This window comes from Stutzerimonas sp. KH-1 (assembly GCF_054483855.1).
Window position 1 is genome coordinate 3,455,135 of the sequence record NZ_CM137011.1, and the last position, 20,475, is coordinate 3,475,609.

A 20,475-nucleotide genomic window follows, 5' to 3' on the forward strand; every position below is an offset into this window, starting at 1 on the left:
CTCCCAGCCGGCCGCAGTCAATCGGCATATCGCACATGGCGGTCCATGAGGTTGAGGCGGCCAGTGATGCCGTAGGCTTTGACGCGGGCCAGGTTCTGCGTCAGTTGCGCCTCCCAGGTCTTATCGTCCATATCACGCCAGTAGCGCTCGGGGCGGGCCGTACGGCGGTCATGCTCTGCCGTTACCGGATCGCTCGCGCGGTGCTGCTCGAACAACGGGATATCCGGCAGGGGGCGGCTGGTGTCCATGTAGTTCTGCAGAAAATCCCAGGCGGCGAAGTGCGGTGCCATGCTGGAGTCCTTGGGCACGATGGGGGAAAGATCGATGGCCAGGTCGTGATAGCGATGCACCAGATGCAGTTGATGCCAGATCAGTCCCTGCCTGTCGGGGCCGCTGCTGATATAGGCATCGAACTCATGAAAGGGGTAGGTGAACTCACCGATAGTGCCACTGCGTTTGTACTCGCCCATATTGTCGTAGTCGAAGATCGTGACCATGCCAGTGCGTCGGTTGAACTCCCACAACGGGCCCTTGGAAGGGCGAACGACCCAATTGGTGAACTTGTTAACGACCAGGGAGCCTATGGCCCAGCAGGCGAGGGGAACTCCCAAAAACCAAGGCGCCGTCTTTAGAACAACACTAGTTAAGCCTTGGGTAAAACCGTCTGGATGAGCATCAGCTACAAGTAGCCAGCTTATAGGCGACATAATCATCATCACCCAAAAAACAAAGCGGCCCGCTCCCAGTAGATAAAACCAGAAGGTCGTGCGTTTGGAGAATGGGGCATAGCGAATACGCTCGTGATCATTGATCTGGTGATAATCACGTTGCGCGAACTTTTCTTCCTGGCGAAGTCCGGCGGCCACGTCCTGCTGGTATTTCTCTTGGGCACGTAACCCGGCTGGCGTGCTTTGCCGCAGCATGCTGAGAGGCACGATGTCCTCGGTATGACCCCAGGGCAGGCGCGAGCTGCCAAAGCGGAACAACCAACTGCGCTTGACCGCTGCCGGCTGGTCGGGAATGCGCGCTGGCTGGTAGGCGCTGGAACTGTAGTGGGCAGTCATGGGGCATCCTTACGGCTGGCTGTCCGAATGGGTCTGTTCATCGGCCCAGAAGGGCTGATTGGTTTTGCTGAACTCGGGTTTATCATGCCGCTTCGGGTCGTAACGCAGGACATCGGTCGGGGGCGGCGCCGGGAACACCCAGTTACGATCCTCTCCTTGCAGGATTATCTGGGCGCGCACGGCCAGGCTGTAAGTCTGCCATCGATGTGGGGGGGTACGTGGCATGCTCTGCGAAACCGGCACCTCGTAGAACAGTTCCAGGGCATCGGGGTATAGGCGCTGGGCCAGGGGTTGGATGGGGCTCAGGGTATGATTGCTGGACTGCACCATGTCGCGCGGGCTAAGGCGGTGGCTACTGCTGCGCAGTTGGCTGACCGCGCTGATATTGGCGCTGCCCAGGGTGGCGGCGAGCCCAGGGAGGTTGCTTTCGATACGCACCTGGGTATTTGAGCGGCGCATTGCATGGTATTCGGCGGGGTCGAGCAGGCCCATGGCGCCACTGAAACGTGCCTGTTCCGGGTTGGCACCAATGCGGATACGGATGCCGGCAAACAGGCTGACCAGACGGTAGAAGGCCTCCTGCGGATCGTTCCAGAGGTGGGGCACCTTAGCGCTGCGGTTGCCGCCGAAGGGGCCGTTGGTCAACCACTCCTCGATGGGGCTGTCGTCCAGCCACCAGACCAGCGCCGCCCCCGCCAGAATCAGCAGCAGAGTGGCCCAGGCAACAGGGCCCATACCCAGGAAGACCGCACCACTGGTGGTAAAGAAGCCGCCGATCACTCCCACCAGGCCACCCACGGCCATCAGCCCGTAGCCCCAGGCGGCATCGTCGCCCAGGCTGACTTCGTGCAGGGCATCGTAAATGCTGATACCGACGAAGAGCGTGCCGGCGAAGCTTTGGAAGGCCAGTTTGCCGGTTACTTCCGTGATCAACTTCTGGCCAAATACTCCAGCCACTTTTGGAGGGATTCTCAGCACTACCCGTTCGGCGTACCTATTCTGAAAGTTTTGTATCAGCGGATGGTTGTGCGCGACTTTATTGGCTAGAAACTCCATGGCTAATAGCAAATCAGTTCCTGCACTGATTAGTCCCACAGCAGACCTAAATTCACCTTTATTTCTTATTGCTGCATCTCTAGCCTCAAACTCCGCTCGCACATTAAAAAACTCCAGAATCAACACGCCAGCCGGAAAGACCGTGGAGCCGAGCACGCCGCGTGCGCTTCGGCGCCAGCCGCGTTCTTGTTGGGCCAGCCGCTCTTGCGCCTGTTTCAGGGCATTGTTGGCTTCGCTCAGGCGGCCACGGGCGGCCTCCCGGCGCTCTCGCGCCTGCTGGAGGTCGTTTTGGATACGCAGTTCTTCGGCAATCTGCCGGTTCAGCTCGCTGATCAGGCGGGCGGTACGGTGATTCTTGGGGATGGCCAGTAACAAGAGCTCTTGAGCCTGCTGGTCGGTGCCGGCCCGATTGGCTGTGCGACCATTGCTGCTGGCCAGTAACTGACCCTCCATATCCAGCAGTTCACCAAAGATCCGACGCGCGTTTTGCGGCGCCGCTGGGAGGTCAGTCAAACCGAAGAAGTAGTAGTTCTTCTGGTTAGCGGCCGTGCGGCGAATGAACACCATGTCACCGAACTCCTGTTGCAGCATGCTGCGCAGCAGTTGCAGGTCCTTGGTATACAGCCGGTATTTTGCAGGAAATGTCTGGTTACCCAGTTCCTCTTTCAACACGTTACTGCGTTCTTGCTCGTGGTGCAGGTCGCTCTCGTGGTCATGCACGTCCAGCTGCCTGCGCCTGTTCTGATCTGCAGCCTGGACGTACTCTGTGCTGGCGCCACTCAACTCTTTTTGCGCCTCCTTCAGGGCGCTGCTCAGGTTCTCCCATACGGTTATCAGCGCGGCAGCGCCGCTTTTGGCGGAAGGCAGGAGCAAGAAGTCCGGTTGCTGCATCAAGCCTGCGAGCATGTTGCCTTCCAGAGTAGCCGGCTCTTCGCTGGGCGGTGCATTGAGCTGCGCCACCTGGTTCAAGGCATCGGCACGGTAATGGCCTTCGCCGTTGTTCGGTGTTTGCACCGCTTGATAGGGCTTGAGCAGGGTGTCGTCGTCCGCCTCTGGCCACAACATCCGGTGCAGAGGCTGGCTGGCGCTCTGCGCAATCTTGCATAGCAGTCTCCTGCCCGCGCTTGTGCGTGGGGCATCGCCTGCCGCCAGGAATGGATCCTGTTGATCGACCGTGCGCGCTAGGCAGACGAATAGCTGACTGCAAAGCTGGAAGGCGCCGGCGTAGTCGAGCCCTTCCAGGCAAAAATGGTCGCCCAGCGCATGCTGGTTGGAAGCCTGTTCCAGCCAGGCAGCAAGGTTGTCTTGTGCGGCCTTGAGGCAGGTCATGGCCAACTGGCGAGCATGCTGGCCCGAACACAGGTCGATCTGCTGACGACCCTCTTGGCTGACCTGGCTGATGAAGCGGTGCAGCGGGTTGCTTTGCCCGCCGATATAGGGTGGAACCATCATGCGCTGAATCAACAATGCCGAGGCGTGATGGGCATGGAAGGTGGCCCGTTGCGCGCAGAGCTGCAGCACCGCTTGGGCCTGGTTGGTGCGCGCCAGTAGGTGGCGCATGCGGTAGAGGCCATCCTCCACAAGTACACCGGCGATCTGGCGTTCTTTGACCGTGGCCAGCATGTCGGTTTCGGCCGCAGCGGCCTGCCAGTGTTCACGCTCGTTGGTTGCGCTGCAGACATGCTGGAGGTTCTGTAGCGTGTCGCCCAGTTCGACAGCCCAAGCGCCGGTCTCCGGGCGTAGGTCATCCTGCGTCTGCTGTGCGTGCGTTGGCCCTGGGGTGGACTCACCGCGCTCGTGAAGTTGATGAACCTGCCGAGCATACTGCTGGCTCTGCACGGGGTACTGGCCGCTCAGATCGTGCAGATACTTGAGCGGTTGATCGAACAACCATTCACGAGCAGGGTCACGCGGACGATGGGCGGGGACATTGCGCAGGTAGAAGGCTTGCTGCTGGCTTGGAGCCCGGTAAGTGGTGTTGCCGAAGCTGCGTTCGGCCACGGCCAGGCCCAAGCGATTGCAACGGGCGCGACGCAGGCGAGCATTGCGCTCCATGGCGTTCAGGCGAACGGCAGGCCATTGCACCTCGGCATAAGCTACCTCGATATCCGGGGCCGCGCGGTTGTTCCATCTGGCTGGCAGCCAAATCTCACTCAGCCCTTTGCCACTGGCCGTGCGGGCGCCGTCTCGAAAGTGCTCGCCATTGCGAAAGTCACTCAGGCGTACGTCGTGATAAGTCACCTGCCCCTCAGCCTGACGAATCTCGAGTTCACGCCACACTTTGCCGCGATAGAACAGGTAGATGAAGCCGGGGCGCACATGCACGGGGTATTCACGGTGCTGGTGGTTGGCGCTGATACCGAGCATGGTGCTCATGGGTACTACAGGGACGATGCAGTTCCACTGCCGCTCACGCTGGCGCGGGGTAATGCGTGTGTCATCCATCAGCGGTACGCGAATGGGGCTGCCGCGCTCTGCTTCGATCTCCAGCCAGAGATGGCGCTTGGGTTGCTGCTGCCAATCCCAGATATGCAGCGTACTGCTCCGCTGAGAATCGGCTACAAGCTCTTGTTTGGCCTGCTGTGTTAGCCACTCCTGCAGCTCATGATCGGTTTCGTCATAGATCACCACTCGCTGTTCCGGCGGGTGATCTTTGCCAATCACTTCGACAATCAGCTTGCCAGCTTCACAGGCCGGATTGCCGGACAGACTCCCTACTTTGGCATTCATCCTTGACTCTCCGAGGGGGCTGGTGTGGCTTCCAGCCAGGATTGCAGTTGCTGCAGACGAAACTGCACCTGGCCCGATGCGATCTGGGGATGGCTTAGGTGCTGGGGATAGGTGAGCCGGGCTTCGAGGTATGCGCCCAGGCTCTTCTCGTCGTCGAACCCAGAGGCAAGACCCTGCTGCAGATAGCCCAAGATCTGGTTGAACTCAGCCTGTGAATGCTTCTGCCAGCGTTCATAGGCAAATGCCTCTAGTTGCTGCCGTTCGAGCGCAGCGATCTGCATTTTGTCGAGTATCAGCCTGCCTTCCGGCGGCGCCCCATGATTGGTCGACTCGCTCCGAAGGCTGTGCCAATGGCTGATGTTCTCGCTGCGGTCTGCCCAGGTGGAGCCATGCCAGAACAACTGCTCGATGGGGCCTAGCCAGGTGTTAACGATCTCGGTCGCCGCGAAAAGGTAACTGGCCACCTGTGGGTCGTAATAGCGCAGTATGCCCTTACGCTCACCTTCAAACTGCACGACCAGCATTGCGCGCAAATGGGCCAACAGCTCATCAACTGGCCGCCCGGAACTCAATAACACGCCAGGCCATTGCTCTGGTGCTTGGCGATACGCAGTCAACCAGGCGCTATCCGCCGTCAGTTGTATCAGCCAAGGTCCTAGTTCGACATGAGCGCCCAGCTCGGTATCAGCAAACAGAGCTTCTGGTCGTGGATCAGGTTCTAGCTGGTAAATCCGCTGCAGCAGCGGCTCATCCAATTCAAGCAGCATGAAGAGTGGGGTAGAAAGATTGGGAAGCCCTGCGAGTATCTGTACAGACATCACTCAGCTCCCTAACTGGGCGGCATGACGACAAGGACAGTTGGTCAGCGGGCATTGCATTGGCGTACCGCCCCGAGGCTTCTGACACAACTCGATTAGCGGTGTATGGCTGAATCTCGCTTGCTTCAGTCGATGTTCAAGCACAGCCCCAGACACATCCGCATCTGCCGGCCTAACTTGCCCCGGCAATACCGGCGCCGCACCCGAACCTTTCCCCGGACTTCCACCCGAGTTCATCCTGATCAAAGGCCCGACCATGGTGATGCCGCTGGCATCGAGTTTGATAAAACTGCCACCAGCCTTGAAGGTCAGTTCGCTGCCGGCTTCGAGCACGACCTTGAGGCCGCTGGAGAGGTGAATTTCATTGCCCGCCTCGATGAACTGGCCGGTGCCGATCTTCAGGTGCTGGCTATTGCCCACGGTGAGGTGGTCGTTGGCGCGGATTTCTGTCTTGCGGTCGGCGTGGGTGGTGCGGTGTTCTTCGGCGCGGAATTCGCTGTAGCTGTTGGCCTCCACCGTGTCGTGGCGCTCGTGGCCGACGCGGATCTTCTGGTCGTGCTCGATGTTCTCGTCCCAGTCGCGCTGGGCATGGAGGTAGATCTGTTCGGCGCCCTTGCGGTCTTCGATGCGCAGTTCGTTGTAGCCGCCACCGCCCGGCGAGCTCAGGGTCTTGAACACCGTGCGGGTCTTGTTGGCCGGCAGGTCGTAGGGGACCTGGTGTTCCTTGTGGTACAGGCAGCCGGTCACCAGCGGCTGGTCGGGATCGCCTTCGAGGAAGGTCACCAGCACTTCCATGCCGACCCGCGGAATGGCGATGCCGCCATAGCGGTCGCCAGCCCAGCTGGAGGAGACGCGCAGCCAGCAGCTGGTCTTGTCATCGGCCTGGCCGTGGCGATCCCAGTGAAATTGGACCTTCACCCGTCCGTACTCGTCGCAGTGGATCTCTTCGCCGGCAGGGCCGGTGACCACGGCGGTCTGGCTGCCGAGCACCTTGGGCTTCGGATGGCGAAGGGCCGGACGGAAAGGGATGTCCCAGGGGGTGGCGCTGAAGCGGTTGCGGTAGCCCTGATGGAAGTCGGCGTTGCCTGGAGCGCCCTCACCCCCAGCCCCTCTCCCGGAGGGAGAGGAGAGCTCCAGTATCGACTCCTCCAACACCTGCGGCTGCTTACCTTCATGCAGCAATTCGGTCAGCAGCCAGAGCTGGTTCCAGTCGCTGCGCGGGTGTTCGCCGAGCGGGAGGAAGTGCCCACTCACCAGCCGCGGCTGGTCGCTTTCGCCTTCGGCCAGTTCGTAATCGTGGCGGTGGCGCTCCAGGGCGCGCTGCGACAGGTGCTTGCCGCGGGCGCGCTCGGTGAAGCGGCCAGGGTAGTCGTAGTCCTCGAGATCCGGCTGTAAATCGCTGTGGAACGCGGCCTCCATGGTCAGGCGTGGCTTCTCGAAATCGTAATCGCGACGCGTGACCCGGCTGGTACGGGTTTCCAGGCGCAGGCCGAAACGCTTGATCACCGGCTGGTCGGCGACCAGACCGCTGTCCTGTTGATAGGCGGTGGCGGTGAGCTTCGGGAAGACCGTCTGGTCATCGCCGAAGACCAGCACATGGCCGCTCGCACCGTGCTGGAAGTGATAGTGGATGCCCTCTTCCTCGCACAGACGATGGATGAAGTGCAGGTCGGTTTCGTCGTACTGCACGCAGTACTCGCGCGGCGGATAGACCACCGGGCCGAGCCCGAAGCGGTAGGCATCGGCCTGAATGCCATGCTCCTCGAGCACCTGGGCGATGATCTGCGGCACGCTGAGGTGCTGGAAGATGCGCTGATTGGTGCGATGGGCGAGGTAGGCCAGCTGCGGCACGAGCGTGAGGCGATAGCGGGTCAGACGCTTGCCGGATTCACCCTGGGCCGCCTGATGCACCAGCCCATGAACACCACTGCCATCCGGCGCGAAGGCGAGGAAGGCCGGGCGATGCAGCAGGCTTTCCAGGTCCAGATCGGGGCGCTCGCTGACCAGTTCCAGGTCGAAGCGATAGGGCTGGTTGATGGCCTCGCGGCCCCGGAATTCGAGCACCTTGAAGTCGTGCTCGACACCTTCGAGGGAAAGCGTGAAGTGGGCCTGGTTGGCTGGGGCGAACATCCATGTTCCTCCTGTTCAGTCCATGTATCAGCGCATGGGCGCTTGCGGAGCCCCGTTTAACACAGGCCGTCCGCTCTAGAATGCTTGGTTCGCGCATTCCGGAGCGACGTTGACGGAATCTGTTCAGTGCTTCGCAAAAAAGCGTTCGGCCAGGCGAGCCTGGCCGAAGCGGGACCGCGGCGAATCAGCCGGCGATCGGGGTGCGCCAGTCGTCAGAGCCGGAGGTGCCGGATACCTCGTGGGTCCAGACGATCTTGCGGTAAGTGAAGTACACGTCTTCCAGATGGGTGAAGTGGGACATGTTCGGGTCCTGGCAGTTGGGCATGCGCGACTGCACGTCGACGATCACCGCATCTTCCAGTTCGATGGTGAAGTAGTGTTCCTGAGTACCGGTGGACGAGGTGCGATACCACTCCAGACGGCACTTGTTCAGGCGCTCGCCGGACGTCAGGGCGTTGAAGATCAGCGGCGACGACTTGTCGAACACTTTGGTGATCATCAGAGGCTTGTGTACACGCTGGCCAGTCGGCTGACCGGACTGCGGGTCACGCGGGATGATGACCTGATGCTGGAAGGCCTGCACCAGGATCTGGTCCTCATGGCCTTCCTGGAAAATGTTGCCAACCGAGTCCTCGGTGAAGGTGCCAGCGGTGATCAGGCCTTGCTTGGTGCCTTCGAGGGACAGATACGCGGGTGTTGGCATGGGTGCTCTCCTTGTCTGAAATGAGTGCCGAATGGCCATTTCATAACAACAAGCACCGTGCCATTTACGAAAAACTCTTATTTTTCAAAAAGATATAGAGAAAAAGCATACGCATTAAACGGCAGGCGTGATGCCCAGCACAGAAAGCTGTGCAAGAACCTGCGCAGCCGCGGCAACAACTTGCGCAACGCCGCCCCAACGCTGGCAGATCGCGTTGCGAACAGCTTACGCACAAGGTTATCCACAGAACACCTGCGCAAGAACTTGCGCAGGCCCATTACTGCTGCTCAGCGTCTTTCCACTTTTCTCCAGGCAAAAAAAACCTCGAACTTCATTGGGGGAGGGGGAAGTTCGAGGTCGAATCCGGACCGCTAGGGCGGGGTCCAGAGATCTGCCAACACTTAACACAACAAGGAGCATCGAAGGGCTTTTACACCCTTCGCATGCTCTGACCGGAGCGTTGCGCCGTAAGTTCAACGCAAACGAAAAAAATTTCGTCGACTACCGACATTTTTCGGCAGCTCGATCAGTGCGCCTCGTCCCAGTTGTTGCCAACCCCCGCCTCGACCAGCAGCGGCACGTCCAGCTGGGCGGCCCCGCTCATCAGCGGGCAGATGGCTTCGCGGACTTGCTCGACCAGGTCTTCGCGCACTTCCAGCACCAATTCATCGTGGACCTGCAGGATCACCCGCGCATCCAGCCCGCTGTCCTGCAGCCAGCCGTCCACGGCGATCATGGCGCGCTTGATGATATCCGCCGCGGTGCCCTGCATCGGCGCGTTGATCGCGGTACGCTCGGCGCCCTTGCGCATGGCGCCGTTCTTCGAGTTGATCTCCGGCAGGTACAGCCGCCGACCGAACAGCGTCTCGACATAGCCCTGCTCCGCGGCCTGGGTACGGGTGCGCTCCATGTAGGCGAGCACGCCGGGGTAGCGGGCGAAATAGCGGTCGATGTACTCCTGCGCCTCCTTGCGGCCGACGTCGATCTGCTTGGCCAGGCCGAAGGCGCTCATGCCGTAGATCAGGCCGAAGTTGATGGCCTTGGCGCTGCGGCGCTGGTCGTTGCTGACATGCTCCAGCGGTACACCGAACACCTCGGCGGCCGTGGCGCGGTGCACGTCCAAGTCGTTCTGGAACGCGTGCAAGAGGCCGGCATCCTGCGCCAGGTGGGCCATGATGCGCAGCTCGATCTGCGAATAGTCCGCCGCCAGCAGCTTGTAGCCCGGCGCAGCGACGAAGGCCTGGCGAATGCGCCGCCCCTCGGCGGTGCGGATCGGGATGTTCTGCAGGTTCGGGTCGCTGGAGGACAGCCGGCCGGTGGCGGTCACCGCCTGGTGGTAGCTGGTGTGGATGCGCCCGGTGCGCGGGTTGATCTGCTGCGGCAGCTTATCGGTGTAGGTGCCCTTGAGCTTGCTCAGGCTGCGGTGCTGCATGATGACCTTTGGCAGCGGGTAATCCTGCTCGGCCAGTTCGGCCAGCACGCTTTCGGCGGTGGACGGCTGGCCGCCAGCGGTCTTGGAGATCACCGGGCAGCCGAGCTTGTCGTAGAGGATCGCGCAGAGCTGCTTGGGCGAGCCGAGGTTGAATTCCTCGCCTGCGATGTCGAACGCCTCGCGTTCCAGCTGCACCAGCTTGTCGCCCAGCTCGACGCTCTGCTGGCCGAGCAGCTGTGCATCGACCAGCGCGCCGTTGCGCTCGATGCGCGCCAGCACCGGCACCAGCGGCATCTCGATCTCGGTCAGCACCTTGAGCAGCGATGGCGTCTGCTCCAGCTTGCCGAGCAGGGTCTGGTGCAGGCGCAGGGTGACGTCGGCGTCCTCGGCGGCGTACGGGCCGGCCTGCTCGATGGCGATCTGGTCGAAGGTCAGCTGCTTGGCGCCCTTGCCGGCAATGTCCTCGAAGCGGATGGTGCCGCGGCCGAGGTACTTGAGCGCCAGACTGTCCATGTCGTGGCGGGTGGCAGTGGCGTCCAGCACGTAGGATTCGAGCATCGTGTCGAAAGCCATGCCGCGCATTTCGATGCCGTAGTGCATCAGCACGTTCATGTCGTATTTGCCGTGCTGGCAGATCTTGGTCTTGGCCGGATCCTCCAGCAGCGGCTTGAGCGCGCCGAGCACGGCATCCAGCTCGAGCTGCTGCGGCACGCCCATGTAGGAATGGCGCAGCGGCACGTAAGCCGCCTGGCCCGCTTCGACGGCGAAGGACACGCCGACCAGCTCGGCGCGCTGCGCATCGAGGCTGGTGGTTTCGGTATCGAAGGCAAAGCACTCGGCCGCCTTCAGACGCGCCAGCCAGCGCTCGAAATCGGCCTGGTCCAGCAGGGTCTCGTACTGGGCATCGGCCTGGATCGAACAGCCTTCTGGCTGCACCTCGCAGTTCTCCCCCGCCGCCTTGGCCTCGCGCAACAGCTCGTCCAGCCACTGCTTGAACTCCAGCTCGCGATAAAGGGCGATCAGCGCCTCGCGGTGCGGTTCCCCGGGCATCAGGTCTGCCACCTCGACATCCAGCGGCACGTCGATCTTAATCGTCGCCAGCTCGTAGGACATGAAGGCGGCATCGCGATGCTCCTCCAGCTTGGCACCCAGTGACTTGGCACCGCGAATCGGCAGCCCGGCAACCTGGTCGAGGTTCTCGTAGAGCCCCTTGAGCCCGCCCGGGATGCCGTTGAGCAGGCCACATGCCGTCTTCTCGCCCACGCCTGGCACGCCAGGAATGTTGTCGACCTTGTCGCCCATCAGCGCGAGGAAGTCGATGATCAGCTCGGGGCCGACACCGAACTTGGTTTTCACACCCTCGATGTCATAGACGCTGCCGGTCATGGTGTTGACCAGCGTGACATGCGGGCAGACCAGCTGGGCCATGTCCTTGTCGCCGGTGGAGATGACCACGTCGCGGCCGAGCGCCGCGCACTGGCGCGCCAGGGTGCCGATGACGTCGTCCGCCTCCACGCCATCGACGCACAGCAGCGGCATGCCGAGCGCGCGGACGCTGGCATGCAGCGGCTCGACCTGCACGCGCAGGTCATCCGGCATTGGCGGGCGGTGCGACTTGTAGTTCTCGAACAGCGCGTCGCGGAAGGTCGGGCCCTTGGCGTCGAAAACCACGGCGAAGGGGCTGTCCGGATATTGCCGGCGCAGGCTGAGCAGCATGTTCAGCACGCCCTTGACCGCGCCGGTCGGCTTGCCGGTGGAGGTGGTCAGCGGCGGCAAGGCATGAAAAGCGCGATAGAGGTAGGACGAACCGTCCACCAGGACGAGGGGAGCTTGGCTCATGAGCGGAATCAACCTTTTCGGCGGGCCCGGAGCTAGAATGCCAAGGACCACTTATCGACAAAGGGACAAGGTTACCATGCGCGCTCTCAAACACCTGATGCTGGCCAGCCTGCTGGCATGCGCCCCTCTGGCCGGCTTCGCCCAGGAGTCGGTCGAAGGTGAGCCCGACGTAACCATCCGTCAGGAAGGCGATCGCACCGTCGAGGAATATCGCGTCAACGGCTTCCTCTACGCCGTGAAAGTCACGCCCAAGCACGGCAAGCCGTATTTCCTGGTGCGCGCGGACGGCAACGACGGCAACTTCGTCCGTTCCGACCAGCCGGACATGCTGATCCCCTCCTGGAAGATCTTCAGCTGGTAATCCATCAACCGCCCGGGAGGACAGCATGTCGGTATTCACGCCCCTGCAACGCGATGAACTGGAAGCCTTTCTGGCACCGTACCGGCTCGGCCGGCTGCGCGATTTTCAGGGCATCGTCGCAGGCAGCGAGAACAGCAATTTCTTCGTCAGCCTCGAACAGGGCGAATACGTCCTGACCCTGATCGAGCGCGGCCCGAGGCAGGATCTGCCGTTCTTCATCGAACTGCTCGACGTGCTGCACCGCGCCGGCCTGCCGGTGCCCTATGCGCTGCGCACCGAGCACGGCGAGGCGCTGCGCGAGCTGGCGGAGAAGCCCGCGCTGCTGCAGCCGCGGCTGCCCGGCAAGCACGTGGTCGAGCCCAATCCGCATCATTGCGCCGAAGTCGGCCGGCTGCTGGCCCGTCTGCATCTGGCCACCCGCGAACACATCCTCGAACGCGCCAGCGACCGTGGCCTGGACTGGATGCAGGAACAGGGGCCGAGCCTGGCGCTGAGCCTGTCCGAGGACCAGCTGCCGCTTTTGCGCGATGGCCTGGCAGAGATCGCCGAGCTGCGTCCGAAACTCCTCGCCTTGCCACGCGCCAACCTGCACGCCGACCTGTTCCGCGACAACGTGCTGTTCGAAGGCAGCCACCTGACCGGCGTGATCGACTTCTATAACGCCTGCTCCGGGCCGATGCTCTACGACCTGGCGATTGCCGTGAACGACTGGTGCTCGCACCCCAACGGCGAGATCGACGGTGAGCGCAGCGAGCCCTTGCTGGCGGCCTACTCCGCGCTGCGCCGCTTCACTCCGGCCGAAGCCGAGCTCTGGCAGCCGATGCTGCGCGTGGCCTGCGTGCGCTTCTGGCTGTCGCGGCTGATCGCGGCGCAGCGTCACGAAGGCAAGACGGACGTGCAGGTGAAAGATCCCGGCGAATTTCATCGGTTGCTGAAAGCACGCCAGCATCCCTCCAGCGCGCTGCCTTTTGCCTTCTAGGCCGCCGGTACCGGCACCGCGCGGCGAAAGCGTTCAACACCTCGCAAATTTTCCAGCGCAGCTTGCGACAGCGCGGGCTTTACCCCAAAGTGCCGGGCGCACAGGATGCGCGCCGGCCTGAGCCGAAATGCGCGACGCCCCATCATCGAAAGGAATCGATGCATGCCCTCCATCTATCAGCTCAAACCCCGATTTCAGGCACTACTGCGCCCACTGGTCCAGCGCCTCCATGACAGCGGCATCACGGCCAATCAGGTCACGCTGGCAGCGCTGGTCGTGTCGCTGGCAGTCGCAGCGGCGGTTGCGCTGCTGATCGAGCACCTCTGGGTCTTCCTGCTGATCCCACTGTGGATGCTGCTGCGCATGGCACTGAACGCCATCGACGGCATGCTGGCGCGGGAATTCGGCCAGCAATCGAAGCTCGGCGCCTACCTCAACGAACTCTGCGATGTGGCCGCCGATGCGGCGCTCTATCTGCCTCTCGCGCTGGTGGCCGGCGTCTGGCCTGCTGCCGTGGTACTGGTGGTGGTGCTTGCGGCTCTCACCGAGTACGCCGGTGTGCTCGGTCCGATGGTGGGCGCATCACGTCGTTACGATGGCCCGATGGGCAAGAGCGACCGGGCCTTCGCCTTCGGCGTGCTGGCCACTGGCGTCGCCCTGGGCCTGTTGCCAGCCGCCTGGATCAACGGCTTGTTGCTGCTGATCGCCGGGCTGTCGATCCTCACGCTGAGCAACCGGGTCAGACAAGGCCTGGCGGAAACCGTATCGGCGCCCGCCGAAGCGGACTGAACCGCCACCGCCCGCACCACCGACCTCCGCCCGCTATCGAGGAACATTCCATGCTCGGCGCCCTGCTCGCCTTCGCGATCACTTCCGTTGCACGCCTGCTGACCGGTACGCGCAGCCTCTGGATCGGCTGCGCGCCGCTCAACAGGCAACGCATCTACTTCGCCAACCACAGCAGCCACGGTGATTTCGTGCTGCTCTGGGCATCGCTGCCGCCTGACCTGCGGCGCAGGACCCGCCCCGTCGCCGGCGCCGATTACTGGCAGAGCAGCGCATTGCGCCGCTTCGTCATCCATCGTCTGTTCAATGGCGTGCTGGTGGATCGCGAGCGCAGCGGCCCGGAGTCGAATCCGCTGCAACCGATGCTCGACGCCCTGGCCGCCGGCGATTCACTGATCCTCTTCCCCGAGGGCACGCGCAATCTGGAAGAAGGCCTGCTGCCCTTCAAGAGCGGGCTGTATCGCCTGGGCCTGGCGTGTCCGGACGTGGAGCTGGTGCCGGTGTGGATCGCTAACCTCAATCGGGTGATGCCCAAGGGCCGCAGCCTGCCGCTGCCACTGCTGTGCAGCGTCAGCTTCGGCACGCCCATGAGCATCGAAAAGGACGAGGACAAGGACGCGTTTCTGCAGCGCGCTCGCCTGGCTCTGCTAGAACTGGCCCCGAAGGAAGACTGACATGGATCGCAATACCCTGCTGCTGTTCGCCGGTATCGGCGCCCTGCTCGCCCTGGCCTCGCTGATCGGCTTTGTCCTCAAGCGTCGTAGCGGCGGCGAGAGCGCGGTGATCGACAACCTCAATGCGCGCATCAATGCCTGGTGGGTGATGGTCGCGCTGATCGGCATCGCCTTCTGGCTTGGCCACACGGCCGTGGTGATCCTCTTCTACCTGGTGTCGTTCTTCGCATTGCGCGAATTCATGACGTTGACGCCGACACGCAGCAGCGATTATCCGGCGCTGGTCGCGGCGTTCTATCTGGTGCTGCCGCTGCAGTATCTGCTGGTGGCGGTCGGCTGGTACGGCCTGTTCGCCATCTTCATTCCGGTCTACGTGTTCCTGTTGCTGCCCATCCTGGCGTCGCTGGGTGGCGACACCACGCGCTTTCTCGAACGCGCCTCGAAGGTGCAATGGGGCCTGATGATCGCAGTCTTCTGCGTTTCCCACGTCCCTGCCCTGCTCACCCTGGAAATTGCCGGCTACGAAGGTCGCAACCTGTTGCTGATTGCCTGGCTGATCATCGTCGTGCAGCTCTCCGACGTGTTGCAGTACGTCTGCGGCAAGTTGGCCGGCAAGCGCAAGATCGCCCCGCGCCTGTCGCCGTCCAAGACCGTCGAAGGCTTCGTTGGCGGGATATTCCTAGCGACACTGATCGGCGCGGCGCTGTTCTGGATTACCCCGTTCGCCTGGTGGCAGGCGGCCCTGATGGCGCTGCTGCTGAACCTGCTGGGCTTCTTCGGCGGCCTGGTGATGTCGGCGATCAAGCGCGACCGTGGCGTCAAGGACTGGGGGCACATGATCGAGGGCCACGGCGGCATGCTCGACCGGCTGGATTCGGTCTGCTTCGCCGCGCCGATCTTCTTCCACCTGGTGCGCTACGGCTGGACCTGAGCTACCACGAACGACGCGCAGCAGGGCGAACCGCCGCCCACCGGGAAGGTCGAACCAGGACCACGGGCCAGCGAGCGGCGCTGCTGCTCGCACGGTGAACGCGGATCGCCACCGCTGCCATATCCTCGCGTTAAGATGTCGTCACATACGCTGTCGCCAGCACGCTGGGCCAACCCCTGCTGCCGGCGATCACGCAGCCGCCGTTTCGATGCATCAGCTCCTCGATGGCGTGGCCATCGCATTCAGGAACCATCAATGACCCAACCCCTCGTAATCAATGCCTCGGTGAGCCCCAAAGGCAGTCTGGAAACGCTTTCCCAGCGCGAAGTACAGCAACTGAGCGAAGTCGGCTCCGGCAGTACCCACAAGCTGTTCCGCCAGTGCGCGCTGGCCATCCTCAACACCGGCACCCGCATCGATAACGCCAAGACCATCCTCGAAGCGTACGAAGACTTCGAGGTGCGCATCCTGCAACAGGACCGTGGCGTACGCCTGGAGCTGTTCAACGCACCGGCCGATGCCTTCGTCGACGGCGAGATGATCGCCAGCACCCGCGAGATGCTGTTCAGCGCCCTGCGCGACATCGTCTATACCGAAAGCGAACTGAGCAACGCACGCATCGATCTGGACAGCTCGCAAGGCATCACCGACTACGTTTTCCACCTGCTGCGCAACGCCCGCACGCTGCGCCCAGGCGTCGAGCCGAGTATGGTGGTGTGCTGGGGCGGTCACTCGATCAGTACCGAGGAGTACAAGTACAGCAAGCGCGTCGGACACGAGCTGGGCCTGCGCAGCCTGGATGTCTGTACCGGCTGCGGCCCCGGCGTGATGAAGGGGCCGATGAAGGGCGCCACCATCGGCCACGCCAAGCAGCGCCGCGTTGGCAGCCGCTACCTGGGCCTGACCGAGCCGGGCATCATCGCCGCCGAGGCGCCAAACCCGATCGTCAACGAGCTGGTGATCCTGCCGGACATCGAGAAGCGCCTGGAGGCCTTCGTGCGGGTCGGCCACGGCATCATCATCTTCCCCGGCGGCGTCGGCACCGCCGAGGAATTCCTCTACCTGCTCGGTATCCTGCTGCATCCGGACAATCGCGACGTGCCCTTCCCGGTGATTCTCACCGGACCAAGCGATGCGGCGGACTACCTGCAACAGCTGCATGACTTCGTTGGCGCCACCCTCGGCGAGGAAGCGCAGAAGCGCTACCAGATCATCTTCAACGACCCCGCCGAAGTAGCGCGCCAGATGACCGAGGGGCTGCGCGAAGTACGACGCTTCCGCCGCGAGCGCAACGATGCGTTCCACTTCAACTGGCTGCTGAAGATCGAGGAAGGTTTCCAGCGACCGTTCGACCCGACCCACGAGGCGATGGCGAGCCTACCGCTGCGCCGCGACCTGCCGCCCCACGAGCTGGCCGCCAACCTGCGCCGCGCGTTTTCCGGGATCGTTGCCGGCAACGTCAAGGACAAGGGCATCCGCCGCATCGAGCAGTACGGCCGTTACGAGATCCACGGCGATACCGCGATCATGCAGCCGCTGGACAAGTTGCTACAGGCCTTCGTCCAGCAGCACCGCATGAAACTGCCGGGAGGCGTGCCGTACACGCCCTGCTATCGCGTGGTGACCTGAGCGCGCTTCGCCTGGCACCAACGAAAAAGGCCCGAGGCATCAGCCCGGGCCTTTTTTCATCCGACCGCGTGAGCGGTCAGCCACATTTGGAGTTGCCGCAGTTCAGGCAGGTGGCGCAGCCATCCATCTGCACCACGGCCTGGGTGTTGCACTTGTTGCACAGCTGCGCGCCGGCCGGAAAGCCTTCACCCGGCTCCACCGCCACCGCGCCCTGGCTGGCCTCGTAGGCGGCGCGCTTCTCGGCCAGGTACTTGAGCTGGGTTTCGTCCAGCGCATGGCCTTCGAGCATGCCGATGGCGATCAGATGGCGCTCCAGCACCGCACCGATCTCGGCGACGATCGACGGCATGTAGACGCCGCCCTTCTTCAGGTAGCCGCCGCGCGGATCGAACACTGCCTTGAGCTCCTCGACGAGGAAGGTGCAGTCACCGCCCTTGCGGAACACCGCGGACATGATCCGGGTGAGCGCGACGATCCACTGGAAGTGGTCCATGTTCTTCGAGTTGATGAAGATCTCGAACGGCCGGCGCTGCTCGTGCGGCGTGCCGGCGTTGAGCACGATGTCGTTCACGGTGACGTACAGCGCGTGCTCGAACAGCGGCGACTTGATCTTGTAGGTCATGCCGATCAGGGTTTCCGGGCGCTGCAGGCTCTCGTCCATCTCCACCACGTTGACGGCCTTGCTCGCCGTGCCGTCGCTAGCGCTGGCCGCGGTCGCGGGGCGCTCGAGGGTCTCGTCGACGACCTTGAAGCCCTTGATGCGCTGGGTGATCTTTACGGTCATTGTGCAATCTCTCCTGCCGGGCGGCGCTCGCGGCCCGGCGTCCAAACGGTTGGCGGGCCGGCTTCAGTACTTGCCGTAGTAGCCTTCTTTGAGGGCGTCGAACAGGTTGGCGGCGGTGTTCACCTCGCCGTCATATTCGACCTCCTGGTTGCCCTTGAGCTCGACCACGCTGCCGTCTTCGAGGGTGAAGCGGTACAGGGTCTTCTCCAGGTCGGCCTCCTTGACCAGCACGCCCTGGAAGGCCGCCGGGTTGAAGCGGAAGGTGGTGCAGCCCTTGAGGCCCTGGCGCCAGGCATAGCGGTAGATGTCCTTGAACGCCTCGAACGGGTAGTCGGTCGGCACGTTGGCGGTCTTGGAGATCGACGAATCGACCCAGCGTTGCGCGGCGGCCTGGATATCCACGTGCTGGGTCGGACTGACGTCATCGGCGGTGATGAAGTAGTCCGGCAGCTTTTCGCCCGGCTCGTCGGATCCCGGCTTGGCGCGCTCGTTGATCAGCGTGCGATAGGCCAGCAGCTCGTAGCTGAACACCTCGATCTTCTCCTTGGCCTTGCGGCCCGGACGGATCAGGTTGCGCGAATAGTGATGGGCGAAGCTCGGCTCGATGCCGTTGGAGGCGTTGTTGGCCAGGCTCAGGCTGATGGTGCCGGTAGGCGCGATGGAGCTGTGATGGGTGAAGCGCGCGCCCTGCTCGGCCAGCGCCTCGATCAGCTCGGGCGCGTACTCGGCGATCTTCTGCATGTAGCGCGAGTACTTGGCATGCAGCACGCGACCGGCAATCTGGTCGCCGACCTTGTAACCGTCCTTGGCCATTTCCGGACGCTTGCGCAGCATTTCGGCGGTAACTTCGAAGGTCTGGCTCAGCAACGGTGCCGGGCCCTTTTCCTTGGACAGCTCCAGCGCCTGCTCCCAGCCGACCAGCGCCATCTCGCGGGAAACTTCCTCGGTGAACACGCAGGCTTCCGGGCTGCCATAGCGCAGCTTGAGCAGGGTCAGGGTCGAGCCGAGACCGAGGAAGCCCATGCCGTGGCGGCGCTTGCTCTCGATCTCGTGGCGCTGCTGCTCCAGCGGCAGGCCGTTGATCTCGACGACGTTGTCCAGCATGCGGGTGAAGACGCGCACCACTTCGCGGTACTTGTCCCAGTCGAAGCGCGCTTCGACGCCGAACGGGTCGATGACGAAGTGGGTCAGGTTGATCGAGCCCAGCAGGCAGGAGCCGTACGGCGGCAGCGGCTGCTCACCGCAGGGGTTGGTCGCGCGGATCGCCTCGCACCACCAGTTGTTGTTCAGCTGGTTGACCCGGTCGATGAGGATGAAGCCGGGCTCGGCGTAGTCGTAGGTGGAGACCATGATCATGTCCCACAGATGCCGAGCCTTGACCCGCCCGTAGATCTTGCAGGCCACCAGGCCATCGTCGCGCACGATGTAGCCGTCATGCACCGGCCATTCGCGCCAGACCACCTCGGCATCGTCGGCCAGATCCAGCTCGGCGGCTTCCTTGGCATGCACCGGGAAGATCAGCGGCCACTCGCCGTCGGCCTCGACGGTCTGCATGAACTCGTCGGTGATCAGCAGGCTCAGGTTGAACTGACGCAGGCGGCCGTCCTCGCGCTTGGCACGGATGAACTCGCGCACGTCCGGATGGCCGACGTCGAAGGTACCCATCTGCGCGCCGCGGCGGCCGCCGGCCGAACTCACGGTGAAGCACATCTTGTCGAAGATATCCATGAACGACAGCGGGCCGCTGGTGTGCGCGCCGGCGCCGGAAACGAATGAGCCGCGCGGACGCAGGGTGCTGAACTCGTAGCCGATGCCGCAGCCGGCCTTGAGCGTCAGCCCGGCCTCGTGGACCTTGCCGAGAATGTCGTCCATCGAGTCGGTGATCGAGCCGGAGACGGTGCAGTTGATGGTCGAGGTGGCCGGCTTGTAGTCCTGCGCGCCGGCGTTGGAAATGATCCGCCCGGCCGGGATGGCGCCATTGCGCAGCGCCCAGAGGAAGCGCTCGTACCAGTGCTCGCGCTGCTTGGCCGGTTCGACGTCGGCCAAGGCACGGGCGACTCGCTGCCAGGTGTCATCGACGGTCTGGTCGATGGGCGTGCCGTCCTTGCTGCTCAGGCGGTATTTCTGCGACCAGATGTCCTCGGAAGCCGCCTGCAGGGCGATGCTGGAAGTGCTCTTGCTGTCTGCCGCGATGGGCCCGTCCGTCTTCGCCATGCGCTGCGCATCCTCGTGCCGAAAGTGGGAGAAAGGGGAAACCCGTACGATAGCGAATTTCCTTGGGGAGCATATGACTCTTGTCAAATTACCCGGAGCGCTGACGAACGATGCGCGATGTCCGGCCCAGAAACGAAAAAACCCGCCGAATGGCGGGTTTTTCCTTCAAGGGGCCGATCAATTACTTGATCTTGGCTTCCTTGTAGATCACGTGCTTGCGAACGACCGGATCGAATTTCTTGATTTCGATCTTGTCGGGGGTGGTGCGCTTGTTCTTGTCGGTGGTGTAGAAGTGGCCGGTACCGGCGCTGGACACCAAACGGATCAGGTCACGCATGATTGCTC

At 62.9% G+C, this 20,475-nt stretch carries 15 protein-coding genes; 6 read left to right on the forward strand and 9 right to left on the reverse strand.

Going from position 1 to position 20,475, the window contains the following annotated elements; all coding sequences use genetic code 11:
* Nucleotides 1–17: 17 nt before the first annotated feature.
* The 6 genes from ACX1DW_RS16695 to polA all read right to left on the reverse strand — a co-directional run bounded on the left by ACX1DW_RS16695 (nucleotide 18) and on the right by polA (nucleotide 11,772).
* Nucleotides 18–1,064 carry a hypothetical protein gene (locus ACX1DW_RS16695; RefSeq protein WP_063540958.1) on the reverse strand — a complete coding sequence of 349 codons (1,047 nt, stop codon included), beginning with the start codon at nucleotides 1,062–1,064 and terminating at the stop codon, nucleotides 18–20.
* Between the two features lie 9 nt (nucleotides 1,065–1,073).
* Entirely contained in the window at nucleotides 1,074–4,850 is a 3,777-nt protein-coding gene (locus ACX1DW_RS16700; protein WP_458991935.1) for a hypothetical protein, read from the reverse strand.
* Nucleotides 4,847–5,668: a DUF4123 domain-containing protein gene (locus tag ACX1DW_RS16705; protein ID WP_458991936.1), complete on the reverse strand. Its 822-nt coding sequence runs from the start codon at nucleotides 5,666–5,668 to the stop codon at nucleotides 4,847–4,849. The genes ACX1DW_RS16700 and ACX1DW_RS16705 overlap by 4 nt, the downstream gene beginning before the upstream one ends.
* 3 nt (nucleotides 5,669–5,671) lie before the next feature.
* Entirely contained in the window at nucleotides 5,672–7,798 is a 2,127-nt protein-coding gene (locus tag ACX1DW_RS16710) for a type VI secretion system Vgr family protein (protein WP_458991937.1), read from the reverse strand.
* Nucleotides 7,799–7,982: 184 nt separating this feature from the next.
* A complete protein-coding gene (locus ACX1DW_RS16715; protein ID WP_003286458.1) occupies nucleotides 7,983–8,501 on the reverse strand; it encodes an Hcp family type VI secretion system effector in 519 nt (172 codons plus the stop codon).
* A 526-nt stretch (nucleotides 8,502–9,027) separates the two neighbouring features.
* Nucleotides 9,028–11,772 (reverse strand): DNA polymerase I, encoded by a 2,745-nt coding sequence (gene polA, locus ACX1DW_RS16720; protein ID WP_458991938.1) that lies wholly within the window; start codon nucleotides 11,770–11,772, stop codon nucleotides 9,028–9,030.
* A gap of 76 nt (nucleotides 11,773–11,848) precedes the next feature.
* On the opposite strand from polA, the gene ACX1DW_RS16725 reads away from it, so the two are divergent.
* The 6 genes from ACX1DW_RS16725 (at nucleotide 11,849) to ppnN (ending at nucleotide 17,132) form a co-directional block, all read left to right on the forward strand.
* Nucleotides 11,849–12,133: a DUF2782 domain-containing protein gene (locus tag ACX1DW_RS16725; protein WP_003302522.1), complete on the forward strand. Its 285-nt coding sequence runs from the start codon at nucleotides 11,849–11,851 to the stop codon at nucleotides 12,131–12,133.
* 25 nt (nucleotides 12,134–12,158) lie between these two features.
* Nucleotides 12,159–13,112, forward strand: coding sequence for a homoserine kinase (locus ACX1DW_RS16730; RefSeq protein ID WP_458991939.1), 954 nt, complete (start codon nucleotides 12,159–12,161; stop codon nucleotides 13,110–13,112).
* 162 nt (nucleotides 13,113–13,274) lie between these two features.
* On the forward strand, nucleotides 13,275–13,901 hold the full coding sequence (locus tag ACX1DW_RS16735; protein ID WP_208217182.1) for a CDP-alcohol phosphatidyltransferase family protein: 627 nt from the start codon (nucleotides 13,275–13,277) through the stop codon (nucleotides 13,899–13,901).
* A 50-nt stretch (nucleotides 13,902–13,951) separates the two neighbouring features.
* Nucleotides 13,952–14,572: a lysophospholipid acyltransferase family protein gene (locus tag ACX1DW_RS16740; RefSeq protein ID WP_110778541.1), complete on the forward strand. Its 621-nt coding sequence runs from the start codon at nucleotides 13,952–13,954 to the stop codon at nucleotides 14,570–14,572.
* A gap of 1 nt (nucleotide 14,573) precedes the next feature.
* Nucleotides 14,574–15,503 carry a phosphatidate cytidylyltransferase gene (locus ACX1DW_RS16745; protein WP_458991940.1) on the forward strand — a complete coding sequence of 310 codons (930 nt, stop codon included), beginning with the start codon at nucleotides 14,574–14,576 and terminating at the stop codon, nucleotides 15,501–15,503.
* Between the two features lie 255 nt (nucleotides 15,504–15,758).
* A complete protein-coding gene (gene ppnN / locus ACX1DW_RS16750; protein WP_436785009.1) occupies nucleotides 15,759–17,132 on the forward strand; it encodes a nucleotide 5'-monophosphate nucleosidase PpnN in 1,374 nt (457 codons plus the stop codon).
* A gap of 76 nt (nucleotides 17,133–17,208) precedes the next feature.
* On the opposite strand, the gene ACX1DW_RS16755 is transcribed toward ppnN, so the two are convergent.
* The 3 genes from ACX1DW_RS16755 to rpmG form a co-directional block, all read right to left on the reverse strand.
* Nucleotides 17,209–17,916 carry a TSCPD domain-containing protein gene (locus ACX1DW_RS16755; protein WP_063541785.1) on the reverse strand — a complete coding sequence of 236 codons (708 nt, stop codon included), beginning with the start codon at nucleotides 17,914–17,916 and terminating at the stop codon, nucleotides 17,209–17,211.
* 63 nt (nucleotides 17,917–17,979) lie between these two features.
* The gene (locus tag ACX1DW_RS16760; protein WP_458991941.1) at nucleotides 17,980–20,130 is read right to left on the reverse strand and encodes an adenosylcobalamin-dependent ribonucleoside-diphosphate reductase; all 2,151 of its coding nucleotides are present in this window, start codon (nucleotides 20,128–20,130) and stop codon (nucleotides 17,980–17,982) included.
* Between the two features lie 181 nt (nucleotides 20,131–20,311).
* On the reverse strand, nucleotides 20,312–20,467 hold the full coding sequence (gene rpmG, locus ACX1DW_RS16765) for a 50S ribosomal protein L33 (protein ID WP_003284185.1): 156 nt from the start codon (nucleotides 20,465–20,467) through the stop codon (nucleotides 20,312–20,314).
* Between the last annotated feature and the right edge of the window lie 8 nt (nucleotides 20,468–20,475).

Excerpts from the sequence above, each read along its gene's own strand:
- ACX1DW_RS16695 (WP_063540958.1), bottom strand. The coding sequence starts at position 1,064 with ATGACTGCCCACTACAGTTCCAGCGCCTACCAGCCAGCGCGCATTCCC.
- ACX1DW_RS16700 (WP_458991935.1), bottom strand. The coding sequence starts at position 4,850 with ATGAATGCCAAAGTAGGGAGTCTGTCCGGCAATCCGGCCTGTGAAGCT.
- ACX1DW_RS16705 (WP_458991936.1), bottom strand. The coding sequence starts at position 5,668 with ATGTCTGTACAGATACTCGCAGGGCTTCCCAATCTTTCTACCCCACTC.
- ACX1DW_RS16710 (WP_458991937.1), bottom strand. The coding sequence starts at position 7,798 with ATGTTCGCCCCAGCCAACCAGGCCCACTTCACGCTTTCCCTCGAAGGT.
- ACX1DW_RS16715 (WP_003286458.1), bottom strand. The coding sequence starts at position 8,501 with ATGCCAACACCCGCGTATCTGTCCCTCGAAGGCACCAAGCAAGGCCTG.
- polA (WP_458991938.1), bottom strand. The coding sequence starts at position 11,772 with ATGAGCCAAGCTCCCCTCGTCCTGGTGGACGGTTCGTCCTACCTCTAT.
- ACX1DW_RS16725 (WP_003302522.1), top strand. The coding sequence starts at position 11,849 with ATGCGCGCTCTCAAACACCTGATGCTGGCCAGCCTGCTGGCATGCGCC.
- ACX1DW_RS16730 (WP_458991939.1), top strand. The coding sequence starts at position 12,159 with ATGTCGGTATTCACGCCCCTGCAACGCGATGAACTGGAAGCCTTTCTG.
- ACX1DW_RS16735 (WP_208217182.1), top strand. The coding sequence starts at position 13,275 with ATGCCCTCCATCTATCAGCTCAAACCCCGATTTCAGGCACTACTGCGC.
- ACX1DW_RS16740 (WP_110778541.1), top strand. The coding sequence starts at position 13,952 with ATGCTCGGCGCCCTGCTCGCCTTCGCGATCACTTCCGTTGCACGCCTG.
- ACX1DW_RS16745 (WP_458991940.1), top strand. The coding sequence starts at position 14,574 with ATGGATCGCAATACCCTGCTGCTGTTCGCCGGTATCGGCGCCCTGCTC.
- ppnN (WP_436785009.1), top strand. The coding sequence starts at position 15,759 with ATGACCCAACCCCTCGTAATCAATGCCTCGGTGAGCCCCAAAGGCAGT.
- ACX1DW_RS16755 (WP_063541785.1), bottom strand. The coding sequence starts at position 17,916 with ATGACCGTAAAGATCACCCAGCGCATCAAGGGCTTCAAGGTCGTCGAC.
- ACX1DW_RS16760 (WP_458991941.1), bottom strand. The coding sequence starts at position 20,130 with ATGGCGAAGACGGACGGGCCCATCGCGGCAGACAGCAAGAGCACTTCC.
- rpmG (WP_003284185.1), bottom strand. The coding sequence starts at position 20,467 with ATGCGTGACCTGATCCGTTTGGTGTCCAGCGCCGGTACCGGCCACTTC.